At 55.5% G+C, this 22,546-nt stretch carries 17 protein-coding genes; 7 read left to right on the forward strand and 10 right to left on the reverse strand.

What is annotated here, in order from left to right; translation table 11 throughout:
* Window positions 1-2: 2 nt before the first annotated feature.
* Window positions 3-239: a DUF1674 domain-containing protein gene (locus RA157_RS06695; RefSeq protein ID WP_350335695.1), complete on the reverse strand. Its 237-nt coding sequence runs from the start codon at window positions 237-239 to the stop codon at window positions 3-5.
* Window positions 240-346: 107 nt separating this feature from the next.
* Between RA157_RS06695 and htpX the strand changes: the two genes are divergently transcribed.
* The 4 genes from htpX (at window position 347) to purH (ending at window position 6,455) form a co-directional block, all read left to right on the forward strand.
* Window positions 347-1,318 (forward strand): zinc metalloprotease HtpX, encoded by a 972-nt coding sequence (gene htpX, locus RA157_RS06700; RefSeq protein WP_350335696.1) that lies wholly within the window; start codon window positions 347-349, stop codon window positions 1,316-1,318.
* A 59-nt stretch (window positions 1,319-1,377) separates the two neighbouring features.
* Window positions 1,378-2,757, forward strand: coding sequence for an RsmB/NOP family class I SAM-dependent RNA methyltransferase (locus tag RA157_RS06705; RefSeq protein ID WP_350335697.1), 1,380 nt, complete (start codon window positions 1,378-1,380; stop codon window positions 2,755-2,757).
* A 146-nt stretch (window positions 2,758-2,903) separates the two neighbouring features.
* Entirely contained in the window at window positions 2,904-4,697 is a 1,794-nt protein-coding gene (locus RA157_RS06710) for a heparinase II/III family protein (RefSeq protein WP_350335698.1), read from the forward strand.
* A gap of 141 nt (window positions 4,698-4,838) precedes the next feature.
* Entirely contained in the window at window positions 4,839-6,455 is a 1,617-nt protein-coding gene (gene purH, locus RA157_RS06715; RefSeq protein WP_350335699.1) for a bifunctional phosphoribosylaminoimidazolecarboxamide formyltransferase/IMP cyclohydrolase, read from the forward strand.
* A gap of 103 nt (window positions 6,456-6,558) precedes the next feature.
* Here purH and RA157_RS06720 read toward each other — a convergent pair whose 3' ends face one another.
* Window positions 6,559-7,908: an MFS transporter gene (locus RA157_RS06720; RefSeq protein ID WP_350335700.1), complete on the reverse strand. Its 1,350-nt coding sequence runs from the start codon at window positions 7,906-7,908 to the stop codon at window positions 6,559-6,561.
* Window positions 7,909-7,920: 12 nt separating this feature from the next.
* A complete protein-coding gene (locus RA157_RS06725; protein WP_350335701.1) occupies window positions 7,921-12,738 on the reverse strand; it encodes an NAD-glutamate dehydrogenase in 4,818 nt (1,605 codons plus the stop codon).
* 155 nt (window positions 12,739-12,893) lie between these two features.
* Between RA157_RS06725 and RA157_RS06730 the strand changes: the two genes are divergently transcribed.
* Together RA157_RS06730 and RA157_RS06735 are read left to right on the forward strand one after the other, a co-directional pair.
* The gene (locus tag RA157_RS06730; RefSeq protein ID WP_350335702.1) at window positions 12,894-13,490 is read left to right on the forward strand and encodes a peroxidase-related enzyme; all 597 of its coding nucleotides are present in this window, start codon (window positions 12,894-12,896) and stop codon (window positions 13,488-13,490) included.
* 81 nt (window positions 13,491-13,571) lie between these two features.
* On the forward strand, window positions 13,572-15,146 hold the full coding sequence (locus RA157_RS06735; RefSeq protein WP_350336163.1) for a peptide chain release factor 3: 1,575 nt from the start codon (window positions 13,572-13,574) through the stop codon (window positions 15,144-15,146).
* Window position 15,147: 1 nt separating this feature from the next.
* On the opposite strand, the gene RA157_RS06740 is transcribed toward RA157_RS06735, so the two are convergent.
* Window positions 15,148-15,483 (reverse strand): hypothetical protein, encoded by a 336-nt coding sequence (locus tag RA157_RS06740; protein WP_350335703.1) that lies wholly within the window; start codon window positions 15,481-15,483, stop codon window positions 15,148-15,150.
* Between the two features lie 486 nt (window positions 15,484-15,969).
* Here RA157_RS06740 and RA157_RS06745 point away from each other — a divergent pair, with 486 nt between their 5' ends.
* Window positions 15,970-16,767 (forward strand): helix-turn-helix domain-containing protein, encoded by a 798-nt coding sequence (locus tag RA157_RS06745; protein WP_350335704.1) that lies wholly within the window; start codon window positions 15,970-15,972, stop codon window positions 16,765-16,767.
* A gap of 10 nt (window positions 16,768-16,777) precedes the next feature.
* On the opposite strand, the gene RA157_RS06750 is transcribed toward RA157_RS06745, so the two are convergent.
* From RA157_RS06750 to bioB, 6 genes are read right to left on the reverse strand one after another with little or no spacing between them, the layout of a single operon-like run.
* The gene (locus RA157_RS06750) at window positions 16,778-17,446 is read right to left on the reverse strand and encodes a glutathione S-transferase (RefSeq protein ID WP_350335705.1); all 669 of its coding nucleotides are present in this window, start codon (window positions 17,444-17,446) and stop codon (window positions 16,778-16,780) included.
* A gap of 5 nt (window positions 17,447-17,451) precedes the next feature.
* Complete coding sequence (locus RA157_RS06755; RefSeq protein WP_350335706.1) at window positions 17,452-18,438, reverse strand: beta-ketoacyl-ACP synthase III; 987 nt, start codon at window positions 18,436-18,438, stop codon at window positions 17,452-17,454.
* Entirely contained in the window at window positions 18,438-19,703 is a 1,266-nt protein-coding gene (locus tag RA157_RS06760) for an adenosylmethionine--8-amino-7-oxononanoate transaminase (RefSeq protein WP_350335707.1), read from the reverse strand. The genes RA157_RS06755 and RA157_RS06760 overlap by 1 nt, the downstream gene beginning before the upstream one ends.
* Window positions 19,704-19,717: 14 nt before the next feature.
* On the reverse strand, window positions 19,718-20,350 hold the full coding sequence (gene bioD, locus RA157_RS06765) for a dethiobiotin synthase (RefSeq protein WP_350335708.1): 633 nt from the start codon (window positions 20,348-20,350) through the stop codon (window positions 19,718-19,720).
* The gene (locus RA157_RS06770) at window positions 20,347-21,531 is read right to left on the reverse strand and encodes an 8-amino-7-oxononanoate synthase (protein ID WP_350335709.1); all 1,185 of its coding nucleotides are present in this window, start codon (window positions 21,529-21,531) and stop codon (window positions 20,347-20,349) included. The genes bioD and RA157_RS06770 overlap by 4 nt, the downstream gene beginning before the upstream one ends.
* On the reverse strand, window positions 21,488-22,471 hold the full coding sequence (bioB, locus tag RA157_RS06775; protein ID WP_350335710.1) for a biotin synthase BioB: 984 nt from the start codon (window positions 22,469-22,471) through the stop codon (window positions 21,488-21,490). Before bioB ends, RA157_RS06770 begins: the two co-directional genes overlap by 44 nt.
* Window positions 22,472-22,546 lie beyond the last annotated feature (75 nt).

Genomic DNA, 22,546 nt, shown 5'->3' on the forward strand with positions numbered 1-22,546 from the left:
GGTCAGAAATCAACCGCAATGCCTTTGACTTCCCAGTCCTCATAGCGAGCCGGGTCCAATCCGCCGCGCCCGTTTATCTCTTTGGCAGGCGGAGATTTAGCCAGTGCCGTATCCCGCTCGCGACGGCGGCCTTCCGCTTCTTTCAAAGCACGTTGTGCAGCAGGCGGGAGGTCCTCAAACCGTTTTTCAGGTTGCGCGGGCTTGGCCTCAACAGGCTGGCTGTTCCGGTCATCTGACATGGGGACCTCTCTCGTTCCTGTGCTTGCGTCCGGCTCCATTCATACCCATCATATAGGCGAAACTGATTACTCCGTCTAATCCTGCCAAGGCATAAGGGTCGAGACATATGAATTTCTTCCGTACATCACTTCTGCTTGCAGCCATGACCGCCCTGTTCATGGGGGCCGGTTTCCTCATAGGCGGCGAGGCGGGCATGATGATCGCCCTTGTGGTGGCTGCCGGCATGAACCTGTTCAGCTACTGGAATGCCGACAAGATGGTTCTCCGTATGCATGGGGCGGTGGAAGTGGATGAGCGGCAGGCGCCGGAATTCTACGAAATCAACCGTCGGCTGGCCGAGGCCGCCAATCTACCGATGCCGAAGGTCTACATCATCAACAACGCTCAGCCCAATGCATTCGCCACCGGCAGAAATCCGGAAAATGCAGCTGTTGCCGCAACAACGGGCCTGCTCGACCGCCTCAGTTATGAAGAAGTGGCCGGTGTCATGGCCCATGAGCTGGCGCATATCAAAAACCGCGACACGCTGATCATGACACTGACGGCCACACTGGCCGGTGCCATTTCCATGCTCGCCAATTTCGGCCTGTTTTTCGGCGGCTCCCGCAGCAACAACAATCCCCTCGGCTTTATCGGCGTTCTCGCAGCAGCCATTATTGCGCCATTGGCGGCCATGCTGGTTCAGATGGCCATCAGCCGCACACGAGAATATGCCGCCGACAGACTGGGTGCTGAAATCTGCGGTCACCCCCTCTGGCTGGCCTCAGCCCTGAAAAAGATCGCAGGCGGCACCATGCAGATCCCCAATGAAGATGCTGAACGCAATCCGGCTACAGCCCATATGTTCATCATCAATCCGCTCAGCGGGCGGAATATGGATGGCCTGTTTTCTACCCATCCCAATACTGACAACCGGATTGAGGCTCTCATCGCGATGAGTGAAGAGGACTTTGATCAGCCCTGGCAGGACGACGCACCTGAGGAACACGACAACAATACGTCCGGACCCTGGGCTCAGTCCGGCCGGTCCAATTACGATGATAGCCCGTCCAGCTCCCGGAACGGCCCCTGGGGATGAACCGCTTCCCTCACAATTGAAAGAGTGGCCAAGGCTGCGGCTCTGTGCTTAAAGAGCCCATGACAAAACGCACCCAATCCTCCAGTCGGGAAAAGCCGACATCGCGCGGAGACGCTCCAGCCGGTCTGGCCGTCCGCCAGGCAGCCCATGCCGTTCTGGCTGATGTTCTGCACAGGAAGCTGTTGCTGGATCAAAGTCTTGAGCGCACGTTCAGTGATGGCCCCTACAAGGCACTGGACGGACGGGACCGCGCCTTTTCCCGCGCAATCGTCATGAGCACCTTGCGACGGCTGGGACAGATTGATCATCTGATCGACGGGTTTCTGTCAAAGCCGCTGCCTCCACGCACAGAGGGTCTGCGGATCATCCTGCGCGCCGGGATTGCCGAACTTCTGTTCCTTGAAAGCCAGGCTCACGCTGCACTCAACAGCGCTGTGGAGATTACCGCCCGTGCCAAGGCCTTCCGGCCCTTCAAGGGTCTCGTCAATGCGCTCCTCAGAAGAGCACAGAGAGAAGGCATGAATTGGCTCAAAGATAACGGTTTCGGTAACGAATCAAACATTCCGGATTGGCTATTAAATAGCTGGCTAATAAAATACGGAAAAGCACGAACGAATTCTATTGCTGCAGCGATATTGAACGAACCGGCTCTTGATATATCTTTCAAGAATATCAGTGATGTAGAGATATGCAGCTTCCCCTGTGACCGCGCCAATTCATCATCTGTAAGAACATTGACCGGTGGCCGTATCGATCATCTGCCCGGATATGAGAATGGCTTGTGGTGGGTGCAGGATCTGGCATCAAGTTTGCCAGCTAAATTAATTCCAAACCTGTCCGGCAAACATGTTGCCGATCTGTGTGCAGCACCAGGCGGGAAAACGGCACAGCTTGCTGCTGGCGGTGCTGTTGTAACGGCGATCGACATTTCCGGAAAGCGGCTTAAACGGCTCACAGACAATCTCGACCGTCTCAAGCTTAACGTCGACATCGTCGAAGCGGACCTGCGGAAATGGCAGCCACACTCTGATTTTGATGCTATTCTGCTTGATGCACCCTGCTCTGCTACCGGCACAATCAGACGACACCCGGACCTGCTTCACACCAAGCAGGCCACAGATGTTGAAAAACTGGCTGGTGTTCAGGCTGACCTTCTGGGCAGATCCGTCTCATGGCTGAAACCGGGTGGCACACTGATCTACTGCACCTGCTCTCTCCAGACAGAGGAAGGCGAAGACCAGATCGATACCTTCCTTCGCCAACAGGCGGGTATGGAGCTTGATCCGATCAGGCCTGTCGAACTTCCGGGCCTGGAAGAATGCGTAACCGAAGAAGGCTATGTCAGGGCGCTGCCCTTCCACTATGCCCATGAAGAGGACCCGCGCCTGTCCGGCATGGACGGCTTCTTTGTTGCACGGCTTAGAAAGAAGGCCACATAAGCAGGAAGATGCACCCATTATCCCCGATCATGTGGTGCTTGCCCGTTCGATGAATTGGACTCATCTGTTATAGTTTACAGCAAGTAAACGGTGATTCGCGCGTTACGGGCAGACTGGCAGATCACCTGGGAGGTGTTTAAAAGCGTATGGCAACCGCGTCTCTGACAGAACGGTTTCGGCTGCTCGGCCTTGTTGGTGGCCGAATTCTGCGAAATGTGGTTGCGTTCCTGCAATATGGACCATTTCTGCAATGGCGGCTGGGTGGTGGTTCAAACGGCACCTTGCTCTTTGCTCCGCAGGACCTCAGGACAAGTGATCCCACCATCGCCGCTGATATCTATTCAGGGCGCTTTGCCTTGTCCGGTCAGGTTGTCGAGACGCCCGGCCGTTCGGTTTTTCGCATAAATCCCCCTTCTCCCGAATGGGCTCAGGCTCTCCACACATTCAGCTGGCTGCGCCATCTCCGCTCCTCTGACAGTGCCCTTGCCTCCACAAATGCCAAAGCACTTGTGATGGACTGGATTGAAACGCACAGCACCTGGAGCGATCAGGCCTGGGAGCCCGAAGCCACAGCAAGGCGGGTTATTGTCTGGCTGTCCCAGTCACCGATGATCCTGAAGGATGCGGATCACGCAACCTATAGCGCCTTTGTCAAATCGGTGACCCGCCAGGTTCGCTATCTGCGCCAGATCGCCGGGCGATCAGAGCCCGGTTTGCCAAGGCTGAAGATTGCCATTGCCCTTTGTTTCGCATCTCTGGCCATCAGCAGTCAGCGAAAATTCATCCGGTCCAGCCAGCGGCGACTGGATGCGGAACTCGAAAAGCAGATCCTGAACGATGGCGGCCATGTCAGTCGCGATCCTTCTGCTCTGATAGACATTCTGGCAGACATGCTGCCCTTGCGGCAGACCTACACAGCAGAAGGGTCCGGTGCCACAGATGTCATGCAGCGCTGCATAGACCGTATGATTCCGATGCTGCGCTTTTTCCGGCATGGGGACGGCAATTTTGCCCATTTCAACGGCACTGGTGCCACCCAGACCGATCTGATCGCCACGATCCTGGCTTATGATGATGCCCGCGGCCAACCGCTCTCCAATGCTACTTTTTCAGGATACCAGAGAGTTACAGCCGGGTCTGCCTGTCTGATCATGGATACGGGAACACCGCCGCCTATCCAGTATTCGTCCCTTGCTCATGCAGGATGCCTGTCTTTTGAATTCAGCAGTGGCAGACAGCAGATTATCGTGAATTGTGGCGCGCCGTCGCATCATAACAAGGACTGGCAGCATATTGCCCGGTCCACAGCCGCCCATTCAACAATTACCGTTGGTGATACATCATCCTGTTCCTTTGCATCAGCTCCGGGATTGCCAGGTGGCAACACCAAGGCCATCACATCCGGGCCTCGCAACGTGCCGCTGGGGCGCGAAGACAGGCAGGACAGAACAATCATTCGCGCATCTCACGACGGCTATAGCACGCGTTATAATCTGACACATGACCGGGAAATCACTGTCGACAGTTCAGGGCAGTTTCTGTTGGCACGGGATATCATCCGACGGCCAAAATCCGAGAAGTCAGAACGCACATCGTTTACTGCCCGCTTTCACCTTCACCCGGCGATCAAGGCTGCCCGGTCAGAAGGCGGCACAATCCTTCTGACCCTGCCGGACGGTACAGGCTGGCAGTTTACGGCAGAAAATATGGACACGATGCTTGAGGAAAGTGTCTATCTCTCCGGCCTGACAGGCCCAAGGCGGACCATGCAGATCGTCATCAACTCCACGGTCGGGCATGAAACCATCATCGACTGGTCTCTTCAGAACCTGTCCGCGGAAAACCCGAGACAGACAAGACCATCGACACCTGAGAGCGAAACAGCCCAGTTGCCTCTGGAAACCGGTCAAGGCGACAGTCAGGATCAATCCTCAACTTGAGGCACGTCGCATTACGGCCGGACGGGACATCAGCAACCAAAGTCTGAGTATTTCCCGCCAGATTTCACCTCCGATCACTTGGTCTCAACGGTTATTCGTGCTATCGCCTGCGCCATCATCCTGTCAGATCCGGGTCCCTCCATGTCTCTTGTATCCAAGCACATCACTCCGCCTGAAACAGTCCGCATCCGGCGGGCGCTTCTCTCTGTTTCCGACAAAACCGGTATTACCGATTTTGCAGCAGCCCTTCACAAGCACGATGTCGAGCTGATCTCTACCGGCGGCACCCGGAAAGCAATTGAGGATGCGGGGATTCCGGTCAAGGACATCTCAGAAGTGACCGGCTTTCCGGAAATCATGGATGGGCGCGTAAAAACCCTGCATCCAAAAGTACATGGCGGCCTGCTGGGCATTCCCGATGATGCCGACCATGCAGCAGCCATGTCCGAGCATGATATTCATGGCATCGACCTCGTCGCCATTAACCTCTACCCGTTTGAAAAAACCATTGCAGCAGGCGCAGACTATGCGACCGGTGTGGAGAATATCGATATTGGCGGCCCGGCAATGATCCGCGCGGCGTCAAAAAACCACGCCTATGTGACCGTTTTGACAGACCCGGCAGACTATGCCCGCGTTCTCGATGCCATGGACAAGACATCCGGCACAGTGGACTATCGTCTGCGCCAGGAACTGGCAGCCAAAGCCTATGCCCGTACGGCAGCCTATGACGCGGCAATTTCCAACTGGTTTGCGTCCACTCTTGAGATTGCAGCACCAACCCACAGGGCCGTTGGCGGCACGCTGGCGGAAGTCATGCGCTATGGAGAGAACCCGCACCAGGCTGCTGCGTTCTACACCAACGGCGATGCCCGTCCCGGTGTGGCTACCGCCACGCAGATCCAGGGCAAGCAGCTGTCTTACAACAACATCAACGACACTGATGCCGCCTTTGAGCTGGTCTCGGAGTTTGATCCGGCCCGGACGGCCGCCGTGGCCATCATCAAGCATGCCAATCCATGTGGTGTTGCAGAAGCGGCAACACTGAAAGAAGCCTATGAGACCGCATTCAGGTGCGATCCAGTATCTGCCTTCGGTGGCATTATCGCCCTCAACCGCACACTGGATGCCGCATCGGCTGAGGAAATCGTCAAGATTTTCACCGAGGTCATTATTGCACCGGATGCAGATGACGACGCAAAGGCGCTTCTGGCTGAAAAGAAGAATCTCCGCCTGCTGCTCACAGGCGGCCTGCCGGACCCACGCGCTGCCGGTCTGATGACCAAGAGCGTTGCTGGCGGACTGCTGGTTCAGTCCCGAGACAACGCCTCTGTCGATGACATGACCCTCAATGTTGTTACAAAGCGGGCACCATCGGCTCAGGAAATGGCAGACATGACCTTCGCCTTCCGTGTCGCCAAGCACGTCAAATCCAATGCCATTGTCTACGCAAAGGACGGGGCGACCGTTGGTATTGGCGCAGGCCAGATGAGCCGGGTGGATTCATCCCGCATCGCAGCACGCAAGGCCATGGATGCAGCTGAGGCTGCCGGGCTTTCAGAAAGCCTCGCTATCGGCTCCGTTGTGGCATCAGACGCCTTCTTCCCATTTGCGGATGGTTTGCTGGCCGCAGCAGAAGCCGGTGCAACCGCCATCATTCAGCCGGGTGGGTCCATGCGTGATGACGATGTCATTGCCGCAGCAGACGAGGCAGGCCTCGCCATGGTCTTCACCGGCACCCGGCATTTCAGACACTAAAGCACCAGGCCTTCAACCTGAATTGGCAGCGGTGCTTTAAGAATCTGTTTTGCGCGAGCTTGTCATTCTCAACATGCGGAAGCCGGGCAATGCCCGGCTTTTTCTATACCGCCTCAACCCGCAGGAGGCCGAGAAAACCAACAACAAGAAAGATAACCAGAACAGCCACGCCCAATGTCACATCACCTGTTACCGCTGTAACCGTGGCAACGGCAAAGGGACCGAGAAAACTGGTCAGTTTGCCCGACAGGGCATAAAGCCCGAAAAACTGTGTTCTCTGGTCTTCAGGCGCAATGCGCGCCATCAGGGTTCTGCTGGCAGACTGAAGCGGGCCTGATGCAGCACCGATAAAGCCGCCGACCAGCAGGAAAACCTGCTCGGAGAGGCCTGTAAAAAGCCCCTCGCCGCCTTCTGGTACAGAGACAATCCAGAGCACTTTATCCGGCTGCAGGGACAAGAGCAGAACAGCACTGACAATGAGAATTACGATCGATACAAGCACGACCGGCTTCGGGCCATATCTGTCATCTGCAATACCACCGAGAACCGCACCGATTGTTCCGGTAATGGTGAGAAGAATGCCGAACAGACCCACCTCAATGGTTTGCCACCCAAACACAAGGGCTGCATAGATGCCGCCAAAGGCAAACATGGCCGCCAGCCCGTCCGCATAGATCATATGGGAAATCAGATAGGTGAAGGCATTCCGGTGTTTTCTGGCCTGCCGGATAGACAGGAGTGTGATCTGATACCCCTCTCTCAGACTGGCAAGGAAGCGCGCTCGTCCGGAACCGTCCGGAACAAACAGAAACAGCGGTATGACAAAGACAGCATACCAGAGCGCCGTAAACGGACCTGATGCCCTGTCACCTTCTGCGAAAGCCGGATCAAGCCCAAAAAGCGGCTCAAAACCAAGCAGAGTCAGACCGGTCTCCTCTCGACCAATCATCAGGCCAAGAACCAGAACAAGACAGATCAATCCGCTGACATATCCCGCAGCCCAGCCATAACCGGACAGACGCCCCCACTGCTCACGCGGCGCAAGCGATGGCATCATGGCATTGGTGAAGACCACAGCAAATTCAACAGCAACCGTACCTGCAACAAAGGCCACGAGCACAAGACCGATGGAGCCATCCTGGCCAGGTATTCCCCACCACAAAGCCAGTGAAGAGAAAATCAGCACAACGGAAAAGGCGAAAATCCAGGGCTTTCGCCTGCCTGAGCAGTCCGCAGCAGCGCCCAGAACAGGGCTCAGGAGAGCAATGATCAGGCCTGCAATACCGGCAGCCCATCCCCAGAGAGCCTGCCCGTCTGCCGGGCTATCAGCCAAACGGGACGCAAAATAAGGCGCAAAAACAAATGTCGTTATGAGGGTAAAAAACGGCTGTGCCGCCCAGTCAAACAACAACCAGCTACCAATGGCGCGTTTCCGGGGCGGCACAGAATTCATTTAAGCCATGACCTAGGCTCGAGCCAGATCGGCAAGAAGGCCAGCAGCAACCGCGAATTTCGATACGGTCGGCGCATCTCCTTCTGTCACACCGGCCACCGTTTCGCGCGTTCTGCCAACACGCTCGCCCTGACTGTTAATCCAGGCGTCAAAGCCGCCTTTCATCGCCAGCACCTCAGTGGTGATGTTTCGGTGAGCATCAGCCAGTGCATTCCGCGCCCGGTCAAGAGCCAGACCATCATAATAGTCGGCAACTTCCAGCTTCCGGGCCAGAGCATCGATCCGGCCAATCTGGAAGTATCCGGCAATCGCAAAGTAGACCTCTGCCACTTTGGTGAGTGGCTTGCCTGTCCGTTCAGACACGATCAGCATGTCCGGAACAAAGCCGAGAACCGGAAGAAGCGCAATATGACGCGCGAGGTCGGTTGGAACGCCCACAGCTTCATATCCCTTGATCTCCTCTGTGACAGCCCCGACCAGATAGTCCGGCAGATATGTGTCAATTTTAGGAAGAAGGGTATCAACCGCCTTACGGAACCGACCAACAACTTCTGACAGACCGTCACTGAAGTCGATATTGCGATGGAACCAGGTGGTCTGGTTGAGCACCACTTCCTGGACCGCCTGATAGAGCGCCAGCTGGACTGCACCCGGAATCTTCGTATCCAGTGCATCAATCTTCAGATTAAGCGCCAGAAGGTCAAATCCGTCACGCACCGCTGCAAAGGCACGCACCACATCCGGAGCAGTCGCACCGGTCTGATCCACCACACGGGTGAGGAATGTCGGACCGCCGCGGTTGATCATGGAATTGGCCAGCATGGTGGCAATGATCTCGCGACGCAGGCGATGCGCCTCAATCTCATCAGAATAGGTGCTCTGCATCTGCGACGGGAAATAACGCACCAGCTCTTTGGAGAGATAGGGATCATCCGGCACGTCACTGGCCAGCAGGTCATCATAGAGAGTGAGCTTGGCATAGGCGAGCAGCACGCCTATCTCGGCACGGGTCAGCGGAACTCCCTTCTGTTCCCGATCAATCAGCTCGGCATTGTCCGGCAGTTCCTCCACCTGACGATTGAGAAGCCCGCGCGCTTCAAGTCCCTGCATGAACCGGACCTGATAGCCGAAATCCTCCATGCCACGCCGCTCGTCGAGAGAAATAGCCAGAGTCTGCAGGTAGTTGTTCCGCAGAACCAGCGCAGCCACTTCTTCGGTCATGTCTTCAAGCAGCACGTTCCGGCTCGGGATGTCGAGCTTACCCTGGCGCACGGCGGCACCAAGCGCAATCTTGATATTCACCTCAACGTCAGATGAGTTCACACCGGCCGAGTTATCGATGGCGTCGGAATTGCATCGGCCACCACGGAGGTTGAAGGCAATACGGGTCTTCTGTGTAACACCGAGATTGGCACCTTCACCGATCACCTTGACATTGAGCTCATCAACCGTGATGCGTATCGCGTCATTGGCCCGGTCGCCAACTTCGAGATCTGTCTCATCATTGGCACGGATATAGGTGCCGATACCGCCAAACCACAACAGATCTGCATGGGACCGGAGAATAGCCTTCATCAGCTCCTGAGGGGTTGTCTTGTCAGCATCCAGGCCGAGAAGAGCCTTGATCTCCTTGCTGAGTGTAATGGATTTCTCGGCGCGTGAGAAAACCCCGCCACCCTTTGAAATCAGCGACGTATCGTAGTCCTGCCAGCTGGAACGGCCCATATCAAAGAGCCGTTTCCGCTCAACCCAGCTTTTGGCCGGATCCGGATCCGGGTCAATGAAAATATCCCGGTGATCAAAGGCAGCGACCACCTTGGTGGCCTTGGACAGAAGCATGCCATTGCCGAACACATCGCCGGACATGTCTCCAACACCGATAGCCGTGAACGGTTCGGTCTGGATATCATGATCCATTTCCCGGAAATGACGCTTCACAGCCTCCCAGCCACCACGGGCCGTAATACCCATTTTCTTATGGTCATAGCCCGCAGACCCGCCAGAAGCAAAAGCATCATCCATCCAGAAGTCTTTGGACTGGGAAATCGCATTGGCCGTATCAGAGAAGGTAGCCGTACCCTTATCGGCTGCGACAACCAGATACGGGTCATCATTATCGTGGCGGATGGTCCGTTCTGGTGGAAGAACAGTCTGACCATCAAGATTATCCGTGATCTCAAGCAGGCTGCCGATAAAGACCTTGTACGCCTCGGTCCCTTCGGCAAAAAACTCATCCCGGCTGCCGCCGACCGGCAATTGCTTCGGCACGAAGCCGCCCTTTGCACCAACCGGAACGATCACCGCATTCTTGACCTGCTGAGCTTTCACCAGACCCAGGACTTCAGTCCGGAAATCCTGCGGACGATCAGACCAGCGCAGACCGCCACGGGCAACTTCACCAAAGCGCAGGTGGACCCCTTCGACCCGAGGAGAATAAACAAAGATCTCCCGGAACGGCTTGGGATCCGGCATTTCATCAACGGCACGCGGATCAATCTTGAAAGCAATGGTCTGAAGGGACGGGTCCTCTTTCGGAGCATGGAAGAAATTCGTCCGCAGGGTCGACATGACCACATTTTCAAACCGGCGCAGGATTCGGTCATCATCAAGGCTGTCAACGGCCTCAAGTTCAGCGGCAATCTCCTGCTGGATACGGTCCGTGGCCTTCTCCCGACCGGTCTTTGCCGGATCAAAGCGGGCTTCAAACAGCTCCCAGATCCGGGATGCAATGGCGTTGTAGCGACCAAGTGTCGTCCACATATAATCCTGGGAATAAGGAATGCGGACCTGACGCAGATAACGGGAAATCGTCCGCAAAACAGCGACAGCACGCCAGTCCAGATCGGTCCGGGTCACGAGCGCATTATACCCGTCATCCTCAGCCTGGCCGGTCCAGATTGCAAGGAAGCAGGCTTCGAAGCGGTCCCGCATGCCGGACACATCAATTTCTCCACCATCCGGACGCACCAGCGTCATGTCATGAATGAAGATAGCCGCATCGTCCCCATCGGGATTAAGCTCATAGGTCCGCTCGTCAATGACGCGGAAGCCCATATTCTCAAGAACCGGGATACGGTCTGACAGAGGAACCGGCTGCCCCGCACTGAAGACTTTCAGAGAGGCCTCGTTTCTGTCGGTCTGAGGCCGTCTGTAAAATTTGATCTCCGTCTCTCCGGACCGGCGCAGGCGCTCGGCAATGCACAGATCAGAAACGGCAGCCTCAATCGGATAGGCTTCCACATAAGCCGCCGAGAACGCATCCGCATAGCGGGTCAGAAGCAGACGGGCCTCGACAGGATCATAGTCCTGATAGAGGGCAACCCGCAGGCGATCCGCCCACGTCTTGACAATATTGGAGACCTCCGCTTCCAGCTCATCGCGGCTCGGATTAGGCGTCTCTCCGCCATCACGACCGATAATAAAATGTACCCGGGCCAGAGATCCTTCGGGGAAAGACGGGTAATAGGCCGAGAGTCGCCCGTCATAGACAGATTTCAGATAATTGCCCACCCGCTCGCGAACTTCGGACGTATAGCGATCACGCGGCACATAAACCAGAACAGACACATAGCGGTCAAACCGGTCACGGCGCGCCAGAACCCGGATACGCGGGTGCTCCTCAAGCTGCAGGATAGCCATGGCGAAACCGGACAGGGTGTCGGCATCAACCTGGAACAATTCATCCCGCGGATAGGATTCAAGAATATTGATCAGCGCCTTGCCGGAATGGCTGTCTGCATCATATTTCGACTTATGGATAACATGCTCAAGCTTGCGTCTCAGGAACGGAATACGCCGCGCAGAACGCGTATAGGCCGTTGAGGTAAACAGGCCGACAATCCGCAGCTCACCACTCAGCTTACCGGATTCATCGAAAATCTTGACGCCGATATAGTCCATATAGGCTCGACGATGGACCATGGTCCGCACATTGGCCTTGGCAACGATCAGCGGCTCGGGCCGTTTCAGGAATTCAAGAACTTCCGGAGTAATGCTGACCAGCTCCTTGCCACGCCGGAGAACACGGACATCCGGGTTGCTCAACAGACCAAGACCCGGCTCATCTCCCTGGATCAGATCGGCAATATCACCCTCATCCTTGAAGATATATTCGCGCATGCCAAGGAACGTGAAATTGTTATCCGCCAGCCATTGCAGGAAGTGCAGGGCCTCGGCAATTTCCTCCACCGGCATGGGTGGTGGATTGGTCTTGTAGTCTTCAATGGCCTGATCAAGTCGTTTGACCATGGACGGCCAGTCAGTAACCGCACTGCGGACTTCTGCCATAACCGTGTTGAGCAGCTCAGCAAGCGCATCCCGGTCAGACCCGACCTCCATCCGTTCCACATGAATATGGATGAAGCTCTCACGAATACGTCCGGCATCTTCATCCTCATCAGAGGAGAAACTGAGCTCTGTCAGCTTGCCTGCCTTGTTACGGGCAGCACAGAGGATCGGATGCACCACAAGACGGATATCAGCACCTGCATGCTGAAGAGCACCCAGAACCGAATCAACAAGGAACGGCATATTGTCGTTGAGAACCTCAACAACGGTAACCTGTTCATGCTGGGTTCCTTCCAGATCCGGGAAGTGCGGATTGTAAACGCGAATGGCATGGCTGGACTTGCGTGCGCTGGCAACGAACTCTCGTGCTTCTATGGCAAGTTCAGCAAGTTCTTCAGCACCATAGGGTAGAACATCCTCTTCAGGAGCAGCGGAAAAAAGCTCATTCAGAAAACCGGGTAGGTCATCCGGCTGACCACGGCGGCCTTCTGCACTGGCCTTCGCCTTGTCGATCAAACGGTCCTTATTCGCTTCACTCGCCATGGATGATTCTCCCCGATCATTGTCCTCATACGAAAGTCTAGCTTAATTGCGGCGGAAAGAAACACCAACCTGTTCAATCTCAGCCGAAACAGCATTTTGATGCAGCTTCGAGGATAACCGTCTAACGAACCGTTACCAATGCGCGAGGAGATCTCATGCCCGACAAGATCCAGAATCAGGCCCCGGATGGAGAGCCCGCAACCGCGCTCAAAATTGCACCATCAGGCCCCATGAGCGACGAGACTCGAGGCTATTTTGCCAAGTGTGAAGAGAAGCTCGGCCTTATACCCAACGTGCTGAAAGCCTATGCATTTGATGAGACCAAGCTGCGCGCGTTCACAGATTTCTACAATGATTTGATGCTGGGGGATTCAGCTCTTAGCAAGCTTGAGCGGGAAATGATTGCCGTTGTCGTCTCAAGCATCAACAAATGCTATTATTGCCTGACGGCTCACGGTGCTGCTGTCCGGCAACTCTCAAGCGATCCCGCTCTGGGTGAACTGATGGTGATGAACTACAAGGCCGCCCATCTGTCTGAACGGCATCGCGCCATGCTGGATTTTGCAGCCAAAATGACAAAAGCCTCTTCCGACATTGAGGAAGAGGATCGCGAGGCCTTGCGCAAGCAGGGCTTTGATGACCGGACAATATGGGATATTGCCGCCGTCGCATCCTTCTTCAACATGACCAACCGTATGGCATCCGCCATCGACATGCGCCCCAACGCTGAATATCACGCCATGGCGCGATAACACCAGGCGGCACTTGGCAAGAGAGAGCTGCCGGAGTAAACACGGCGCTTGAATTCTCTTCCAATCCAGAACGAGCTTGCCATGTCGTCCGAATACAAGACCCGCCGCACCTTTGCGATCATCTCGCATCCGGACGCCGGTAAGACTACCCTGACAGAGAAACTACTGTTGACCGGTGGCGCCATTCGCATGGCCGGCGCCGTGAAAACCCGTGGCGATGCCCGCCGGGCCCGCTCCGACTGGATGAAGATCGAGCAGGAACGCGGCATCTCTGTCACCAGTTCGGTGATGACGTTTGAATATGATGGCAAGACCTGCAATCTGCTTGATACGCCGGGCCACGAAGACTTCAGTGAGGACACCTATCGTACTCTGACCGCCGTCGATTCCGCCATCATGGTGATCGACGCTGCCAAGGGTATCGAAAGCCAGACCCGCAAGCTGTTTGAAGTCTGTCGCCTGCGCGATATTCCCATCATCACCTTCGTCAACAAAGTGGACCGCGAAGGTCGCGATGCGTTCGAAGTGATGGACGAGATCCAGGAAGCTTTGGCACTTGATGTCACCCCGATGGTCTGGCCTGTTGGCATGGGCACCGACTTCAAGGGTTGCTACGACCTCGTCAATAACATCTACCACACCTCCAGCCGTCAGGGTGGCGGCTATGACACCAAGATTGCCTGTTCCGGCCTGGATGACAGCCAGCTTGATGATCTGGTTCCGTCCGGCATTCTGGAGCCCATGCGGGAGAATGCCGAGCTGGCTGTGGCCGGTTATCCGGAATTCGATCTGACCTCCTATCGCGAAGGCCATCTGACACCGGTGATTTTCGGCAGCGCGCTGAAGGATTACAGCATCGAGCCGCTGATCAACTTCATCGTCAAGAACGCGCCTGAACCGCGACCGAGTCAGGCAGCAAGCCGGTCTGTAGAGCCAGCAGAGGACAAGGTCTCCGGTTTTATATTCAAGGTTCAGGCCAATATGGACAAGAACCACCGGGACCGTGTGGCCTTTATGCGGCTGTGTTCCGGCAGCTTCAAACGCGGCATGAAGCTGAAACAGGTGCGCACGGGCAAGGACGTGCAGATGCACAGCCCGATCTTCTTTCTCGCTCAGGATCGCGAGATCGCTGATGATGCCTCACCTGGTGATGTAATCGGCATTCCAAACCACGGTACTGTCCGCGTCGGCGATACGTTCACAGAAGGCGAGGCTCTTAAGTTCACCGGCCTTCCTGCCTTCGCGCCGGAAATCCTGCGCCGGGTCCGTCTGGGCGATTCAACCCGGATCAAACAGCTTCGGTCAGCTCTGGAAGATTTCGCCGAAGAAGGCCTTATCCAGGTCTTCAAGCCAGCAATTGGGTCAAACTGGATTGTCGGCGTGGTCGGCATCCTGCAGCTTGACGTTCTCGCCGATCGCGGCAAGGCGGAATACAAGATCGATATTTCCTACGAGCCAATCCCTTATCAGCTCGCCAACTGGGTCAAGGCGGATGATCCCATCAAGCTGAAGGCTTTCCTGGACGCAAACCGGAACAACATCGTGCATGATCGAGACGACCGCCCGGTGTTTTTGTCAAAAAGCCCCTGGGAGCTCAACTACACCACTGAAAAGAACCCGGATATCCAGTTCCTGAAGACCCGGGAACTGGATTAACTCAATCAAGGCCGTTTGAAGCAAACCATTCGCAGAGCGCATAGACTCCGGCAGCAGCAGGTGGATTTTCCGCTAGAAGAATCCCCAGAACGCCGCAGAAAATACGATCACCCGTATCACCATTCACCGGACCACGCCCTTTGTCCCCGACAATGGTACGGATTTCGTTGGGAAAGGCTTTCCGGGATGAAGCGATAAAGCGCTTGAATTGTTGCTCTCCCTTTCTGCCCACCTCAACACGATTGCCTTTGGGGAAATAGGTCACGCTCCATCTATAGGTCTGCCCAGCCAGCTGACCACGATAGATCATACGTGTCGCATCACCCCTCTTTTCCATCTTCAGGACATCAAGAATCGCCTTAGCGGATCGATTTCGGGACTCTAAAGTCACACGTTTTTTGTTTCTGCTTGCCTTGATGCCAGCTTGACTGATCCGTTTGTCCAACCATTTTGCCTGCGACCGAAAGGATCGCTCCGGTTTGCTGAGGCATAATGGAGGACATTGAACAGTCGGACACTTTGGTGCTGTTGGCCAGATATTGCAGATGGATTGACCAATCAGATCTCTGATCGGTGGTAGTTCCTTGGCTTGCGTACCCAGGCTGAGTGAAGACAGACAGAGCAGGGCGGCGAGCACACTCCAGACACCGTTTAAAATCAAGCGTTTTAGGGTCATTTGAAAACTCCTGAATAGGTTTAAACAACCCAATTGCCTATACAGGTGCGTTAAATTCTGCGTATTGTAAAAAACGGAAAATCAACCGGAGATTTTGTTATCGAGCATTATAATTTCTATCCAGTACCCGAGACACTGAACCGCTATGTGCGCGGCATTTACCTGGCCAACCAGTCAATAGACCGGCTCAGCATCGCAGCACCACCAACTGGTTATCCCTTACTTGGACATATCTGGCAGGGGTTCGAAGTTGCAGTTGTAAATGGTGTCCCGGTTCCAGAAATGCCAATGCCTATGAATCACTTCAGCGGCCAGCTTCTCAAAACCAATGCTGAGGTCCGCTGGACCGGTCACATCGGCCATCTCCTTACCGAATTTACTGCAACAGGCCTTTATGAATTATTCGGCATACCAGGAGACAAGCTGGTCAATACCACGGTGCCCGTAGCCTTGCTTGCACCGCAATTCGACCGTGCAATGACAGAGCGGCTTAAGCCACTCCAGATTGACGGCTATGTAGAGGGGCTTTGCGAATTACTGAAGGATCAGGCAAGCAAGGCAATTCGGGCACCAGACTTTGTAACTGAAGCCGTCAGGCAGATTGAAGGGGCCAGCGGAGATGTAAAGCTTGGTGAACTTGCCAAGCACCTGCATACCTCAGACAGATCATTTCGCGAGCATTTTCAGTCTATTGTCGGCGTGCCACCGAAATTCTTCTGCCGAGCAGTGCAATTTAACTACGTCGTATCCATCGTTATGAGCGAGGAAGAAGTACCACTTGCACAACTGGCTTCAGAAGCCGGATATTATGACCAAGCACACTTTTGTAGAGTTTTCCGCGAGTACGTACTCACAACACCGCGGGACTTTTTCAAAAGCGATCATTCAAAAATCTCAAGCTTTATCCGACAAAACAGAACCACATATGATTCCCGACAGGCCTGAATTCCAATAGTCACGGAAACTGAACACCAGGCTGTCCGGACTGGTAGTCCCAGACAGCCCATTTCGGTGTGATGCTCAAAAACAGTTCTGATGTCACATGACGCTCGAGCCATTGGTGCAGTGCAGTCGGTCCGGCTTCTTCAAACCAGACTCTATCCGTGTTGGCAAACTGACGCACAAAGGGGAACAGCGCCATATCGGCCAGAGACGGTCTATCACCGAAGAGATTGGCATGGTGATCAAGCCGGGTAACCAGGGGCGACAGGCAGGTCATCGCCCGCTCCCTGTGGTCTTCGGGGTCCGCGCCTTCATAACGGCTGGCATATTTGTAATGATCCAGATGATGCTTGAAATCACCATCCATCTCGGCAATCAGCGCCAGCATATCCTCGCATGTTCCACTTTCAGGCCTTAGCCAACCATACGGGTCATGCTGACCAAGAGCCCAGAGCATAATATCAAGGCTCTGCTCCAGCACCTGCCCGTCTGTCAGACAAAGAACCGGAACCGTTCCCTTCGGAGAAACCTCCAGCATCTGCGGCGGCTTGTCTCTCAGAACAATCTCCCGCAGCTCGCAGGGCTGATTACTGACGGAAAGTGCCAGTCTCGCCCGCATGGCATAGGGACAGCGACGGAACGAATACAGGACAGGGCGGGATGAAACGGCTTGATCACTCATCGCATTCACAACACCCAGAGGGCTGAACCGCCCGTCATGCCTGCACCAGCAGCACTCATCAGAACATGATCACCGCTCCTGAGCAGCTTCTGCTCATGATGAATGAGCGAGAGAGTGAGCGGGATCGTGGCGGCAGAACTGTTGCCGTAACGCTCAACTGAAGACCGGACCCTGTCCTTCGGTAAGCGGATTTTCTCCGCTACCTTGTCAAACATCCGCCGGTTAGCCTGATGTGGCACAAAATGGTTCACCGCTTCAGGCGCAACATCCGCTCGCTCCAGAACCGCAGAGCCACTATTCGCCATCATGGAAACCGCTTTCGCAAAGACCTGCTGACCATTTTCAATATGCATCATGCGGTCTTCAGGCGCATGGGGGCGATCATAGGGGTGTCGTGTACCACCAACAGGGATCTTGATCAGATCATATCCTGCACCATCCGAACACAGCTCAAATGCACGCATCCCTCGCTCTGATGATGAATGAGGTTTAAGGACCACAGCGCCAGCAGCATCGGCAAACAGAATGGCACTGGCCCGTTCCTGTTCATTAATACGACGGCTTAATATGTTAGCGGCGACCACAAGTGCCGACTTCTGCTGCGCCCGGACAAAGCCTTCCGCAAAGCTGAGCGCATAGAGAAATCCGCCACAGGCGCCCGTAATATCCACCGCACCCGGATGGCTGAGACCCAGACGATGAGCCAGAAGCGGAGCCGAAGGCGGCAGCAGATGATCAGGCGTGCTGGTTGCCAGCAGAAGGAGGCCAATCTCACCTGTATCAATCCCTGCATCCGACAAGGCCTGCTGAGCCGCAGGCAATGCCATATCCGTCAGGCTTTCATGGTCTGATGCATAATGTCTGCCCACAATACCGGACCGCCGCTCAATCCAGCCGGGATCAAGCCCAAGGCGCGCTTCAATCTCGGCGCTTGGAATAGCCCGGTCAGGAACCGAATGCCCGAACCCGCACATGTGGACACCAGCACTCATCAGGCAAAAGCATCCGCTGCGGCCTGAATGGCATCATAGACCTGATCAAGATCGCTTTCTGTCGAGCAATAGGGTGGCATGACATAGACCGTATTCCCGAGAGGCCTCAGCAGCAGATCACGCGCCTTGAAAAACTCATAAAGCCGCGGCCCGACCGATGAGAGATACCCCTCGTCGCGCGCCTTCAAATCCAATGCGGCAATGGTCCCGGTCTGTCTGATATTCTCGAACCGCTCATCCTCGGAAAACCGGCTGAGATAGCGTGTCTGCATTGCCACCAGATTAGCTATCCTGTCGCGCACATCACCCTCACGCCAGAGGCGCAGATTGGCAGCAGCGGCCGCGCAGGCAATCGGATTCGCTGTATAGGAACTGGAATGGAAGAAGGTTTTCGACCTGTCTTCGGAATAATGCGCGTCAAAAATCTCTGACCGGCACAGCGTTACCGCAAGCGGCATGGAACCACCGGTAATCCCTTTTGAATAGCAGGCAATATCCGGCTCAACGTCGGCCTGCTCACAGGCAAACAGGGTTCCTGTCCTGCCCCAGCCCACCATGACCTCATCCGCGATAAACAGAACCCCATGAGCCTCACAGACATCCTTCATGCGCTTGAGAACATCCGGGCTGTACATCAGCATGCCGCCAGCACCGAGAACCAGCGGTTCCACAATAAACGCAGCCACATCACCGGCTGCACACAGGGCTTCAAGCCGCTCAATCGTCTGGTCTTCCACCCCTGAAGAGGGAAACGGCACGCTGGTGACATCAAACATCAGCGGGTCATAAGGCGCGTTGAACACCCCGCGCTCACCCACAGACATGGTCCCGATCGTATCGCCGTGATAGCTGTTTTCCATCACGATGATCCGGGTGCGCCTTGTCTCACCAATGTGCTGCCAGTAGCCAAGCGCCATTTTCAGCGCCACTTCCACACAGGTGGATCCGCTATCGGAAAAGAACACATGATTGAGCGTATCCGGTGTCATCGACAGGAGCCCGTCCGCCACCTCTTCCGCCGGTGTATGGGTATGCCCGGCAAAGATCACCTGATCAAGCTTGTCGGCCTGATCCTTGATTGCCTGGATGATATCAGGCTGACGATGGCCATGGGTGACAACCCACCAGCTTGAGATCCCGTCAAAGATCTGCCGACCGTCCGGTGTTTCAAGATAAGCGCCTTCGGCCCGCTCAATCTTCAGCATTTCCGGCATGATGGCGTGCTGCGTGAACGGATGCCAGATCGGGAAACGTCTGTCAGTCATCAAGACCCCCAGTCTCAAGTAAAGTCCGTAAAGTCAGAAAGAGTGAATTGTTCGGCAAAAACGGCAGCCAGTGTATCAGGGGTCAGCGGATCAACAAATGGCAGACGCCCAAGCCGCTTGACGGCCCCCATCTCGCAAATGGTCCGTTCCGTGTCGGGCACTTCATCACCCACAAAAGCCATGCCGATAATCGGGATATGCCGGGCCCGCAGAGCTTCTAGCGACAGAAGCGCATGGTTGATCGCCCCCAGGGCTGTCCGTCCCACCAGAACCACAGGCAATTGCCAGTGCGCAATCACATCCGCATAGAGGATGGAGCGTGTCAGAGGCACAAGCAATCCACCCGCACCCTCAATGACCAGAGACCCATCGACCTGTGGCGGTGCCAACAGGGATGTATCGAGCTCAATCCCGTCAATCTCTGCCGAAACATGAGGTGAAGCCGGGGTATTGAGACGATAGATCTCCGGGATGATCCGCTCATCAGACAGACCCGCCAGTTCCGTGACCGTCAGGGTATCTGTACCATCCGCCAATCCGGCCTGAACCGGTTTCCAGTACGATGCACCAAGCGCCTGACACAGCCCGGCCGCAAACACTGTCTTGCCAACATCTGTATCCGTTCCGACAACAACCAGACGGGTCATGTGCTCTGTCGCTCCATTTCATCCCTGAGGGCAGAGATCATTGCCCTCACATCTGCCTCATCAACATTCAGCGTCAGCGAAATTCTGAGCCGCGACGTGCCCTCTGGCACAGTCGGCGGCCTGACAGCGCGAATATCAAACCCGCGTTCCTGCAGACCATTGGCCAGACGGACAGCCCGCCCTGCATCACCGACAATCACCGGCTGGATTTGAGAACCCGAAGCCGGCAAATCAAGATCGGACAGCCCCTCTTTCAGCACGTTAATCAGATGGGCCAGCGTCTCACGCCGCTGCGGCTCGTCTGACAGGATGTTCAGGCTTTCCCTGACGACTACAGCCATCAAAGGCGACGGAGCCGTCGCATAGATGAACGGCCTGCATCGGTTGACCAGATAGTCCTTCAAAACCTGCGACAGACAGACGAAAGCACCAGAGGCTCCAAGCGCCTTGCCACATGTGTGAAGGATTATGACATTGTCACGACCTTCAAAATCCGCACTTAGTCCGCGGCCTTCCGGACCAAAGACGCCCGTGGCATGGGCTTCATCAATGATCAGAAACCCATCCTGCCTGTCAGCAACAGCAACCAGATCCGACAGGGGTGCCCTGTCGCCATCCATACTGTAGAGGCTTTCCACGACGATCCAGGGACGACCCTTGCCGCCCTGTGACCGCCAGTCCAGAACAGCCTTCTCAACTGCCCCGGCATCATTGTGGGCGACCAGAACCGTCTCGGCCCGCGCCGACCGCGCTCCATCATGACAGCTGGCATGCACCAGATCGTCCAGCAGGATCAGATCTCCCTTCTGTGGCAATGTGGTCAAAAGCGCATAATTGGCTACAAAACCACCACCAAAGAACAAGACCGACGAAGCCCCGAAAAATTCTGCAGCAGCGTCTTCAAGAGCCTCGATGTGCGGATCATTGCCACGCAGCAACCGCGATCCGCCCGCTCCGACCGGGATCTCACCCTCAAGGGCATCAGAAAGCGCCGCACGGAGGCGCGGATGATTGGCCAGCCCCAGATAATCATTGGACGCGAAGTCAAGACCAGAAGCAGGTTTGAGACCCCGCAGCCTGTCCCGTTCACCAAGCCGTCTCAGCGAGGTTTCATAACGATCAAGCAAGCCTGATCCGTCACTCTGCTGCGGCATCGACCCGTGAAAACTGTGCTGGATCATACCGGAGTTCCTCACCCTTGAGACCAAGTTTGCGGAACAGGACGGCATCTGCACTCTCTTCCGGATTTCCGGCTGTCAGCAGGGTTTCTCCGGAAAAGACCGAATTGGCACCGGCAAGGAAGCAAAGTGCCTGGGTTTCCTCAGACATATCACTCCGCCCCGCAGACAGGCGCACATGGCTGGATGGCATCATGATCCGCGCCAGCGCGATACAACGCACGAAATCCAGTGGCTCAATCGGATCTGCATCGGCAAGCGGTGTCCCTTCAATCGGGATCAGCATGTTGATCGGCACGCTTTCCGGTGGCTCCGGCAGATTAGCCAGTGTCACCAGCATATCGATACGGTCACCGGTTTCCTCACCCATGCCCAGAATGCCGCCAGAACAGATTTTCATGCCAGCGTGACGGACATTGTCCAGCGTCTCGAGCCGGTCCGCATAGGTGCGGGTGGTGATGACGTCATTATAATAGCGTTCGGACGTATCAACATTGTGATTGTAATAATCAAGCCCGGCATCCGCCAGTTCTTTGGCCTGGACAGGGGACAGCATGCCGAGGGTCATGCAGGTTTCCATCCCCATGGCCTTGACCCCTTCGATCATCGCCACGAGTTTCGGCATGTCCCGCTCTTTCGGGTTCCGCCATGCAGCCCCCATGCAATAGCGGGTCGAGCCGTTTTTCTTGGCCTGCTCCGCCTCTGCCAGAACCATCTGAACTTCCAGAAGCTTGGATGCCGATAGGCCGGTGGAATGCTTTGCAGACTGATTGCAATAGCCGCAATCCTCCGGGCAGCCACCTGTCTTGATGCTCAGTAGCTGGCTCTTCTGAATCTCATTGGGATTGAAATGCTCCCGGTGCACGGTCTGAGCCCGAAAAATCAGGTCATTAAACGGCAGATCATAGATTTCCTGTGCCGCTTCACGTGTCCATCTGGTCATACTGGTGCTTTCTCGCTCAAAAGGCTTATCTTGAGCGATTGAATATCACCGAACGGCAGCGGTCGCAATCTGTCC

The organism is Coralliovum pocilloporae, from assembly GCF_030845175.1.
Taxonomy (GTDB): domain Bacteria; phylum Pseudomonadota; class Alphaproteobacteria; order Rhizobiales; family Cohaesibacteraceae; genus Coralliovum; species Coralliovum pocilloporae.

Excerpts from the sequence above, each read along its gene's own strand:
- RA157_RS06710 (WP_350335698.1), top strand. The coding sequence starts at position 2,904 with ATGGCAACCGCGTCTCTGACAGAACGGTTTCGGCTGCTCGGCCTTGTT.
- RA157_RS06735 (WP_350336163.1), top strand. The coding sequence starts at position 13,572 with ATGTCGTCCGAATACAAGACCCGCCGCACCTTTGCGATCATCTCGCAT.
- RA157_RS06760 (WP_350335707.1), bottom strand. The coding sequence starts at position 19,703 with ATGACTGACAGACGTTTCCCGATCTGGCATCCGTTCACGCAGCACGCC.
- RA157_RS06725 (WP_350335701.1), bottom strand. The coding sequence starts at position 12,738 with ATGGCGAGTGAAGCGAATAAGGACCGTTTGATCGACAAGGCGAAGGCC.
- RA157_RS06740 (WP_350335703.1), bottom strand. The coding sequence starts at position 15,483 with ATGGAAAAGAGGGGTGATGCGACACGTATGATCTATCGTGGTCAGCTG.
- RA157_RS06720 (WP_350335700.1), bottom strand. The coding sequence starts at position 7,908 with ATGAATTCTGTGCCGCCCCGGAAACGCGCCATTGGTAGCTGGTTGTTG.
- RA157_RS06750 (WP_350335705.1), bottom strand. The coding sequence starts at position 17,446 with ATGAGTGATCAAGCCGTTTCATCCCGCCCTGTCCTGTATTCGTTCCGT.
- RA157_RS06695 (WP_350335695.1), bottom strand. The coding sequence starts at position 239 with ATGTCAGATGACCGGAACAGCCAGCCTGTTGAGGCCAAGCCCGCGCAA.
- RA157_RS06730 (WP_350335702.1), top strand. The coding sequence starts at position 12,894 with ATGCCCGACAAGATCCAGAATCAGGCCCCGGATGGAGAGCCCGCAACC.
- RA157_RS06770 (WP_350335709.1), bottom strand. The coding sequence starts at position 21,531 with ATGATCCAGCACAGTTTTCACGGGTCGATGCCGCAGCAGAGTGACGGA.
- RA157_RS06755 (WP_350335706.1), bottom strand. The coding sequence starts at position 18,438 with ATGAGTGCTGGTGTCCACATGTGCGGGTTCGGGCATTCGGTTCCTGAC.
- purH (WP_350335699.1), top strand. The coding sequence starts at position 4,839 with ATGTCTCTTGTATCCAAGCACATCACTCCGCCTGAAACAGTCCGCATC.
- htpX (WP_350335696.1), top strand. The coding sequence starts at position 347 with ATGAATTTCTTCCGTACATCACTTCTGCTTGCAGCCATGACCGCCCTG.
- bioD (WP_350335708.1), bottom strand. The coding sequence starts at position 20,350 with ATGACCCGTCTGGTTGTTGTCGGAACGGATACAGATGTTGGCAAGACA.
- bioB (WP_350335710.1), bottom strand. The coding sequence starts at position 22,471 with ATGACCAGATGGACACGTGAAGCGGCACAGGAAATCTATGATCTGCCG.
- RA157_RS06705 (WP_350335697.1), top strand. The coding sequence starts at position 1,378 with ATGACAAAACGCACCCAATCCTCCAGTCGGGAAAAGCCGACATCGCGC.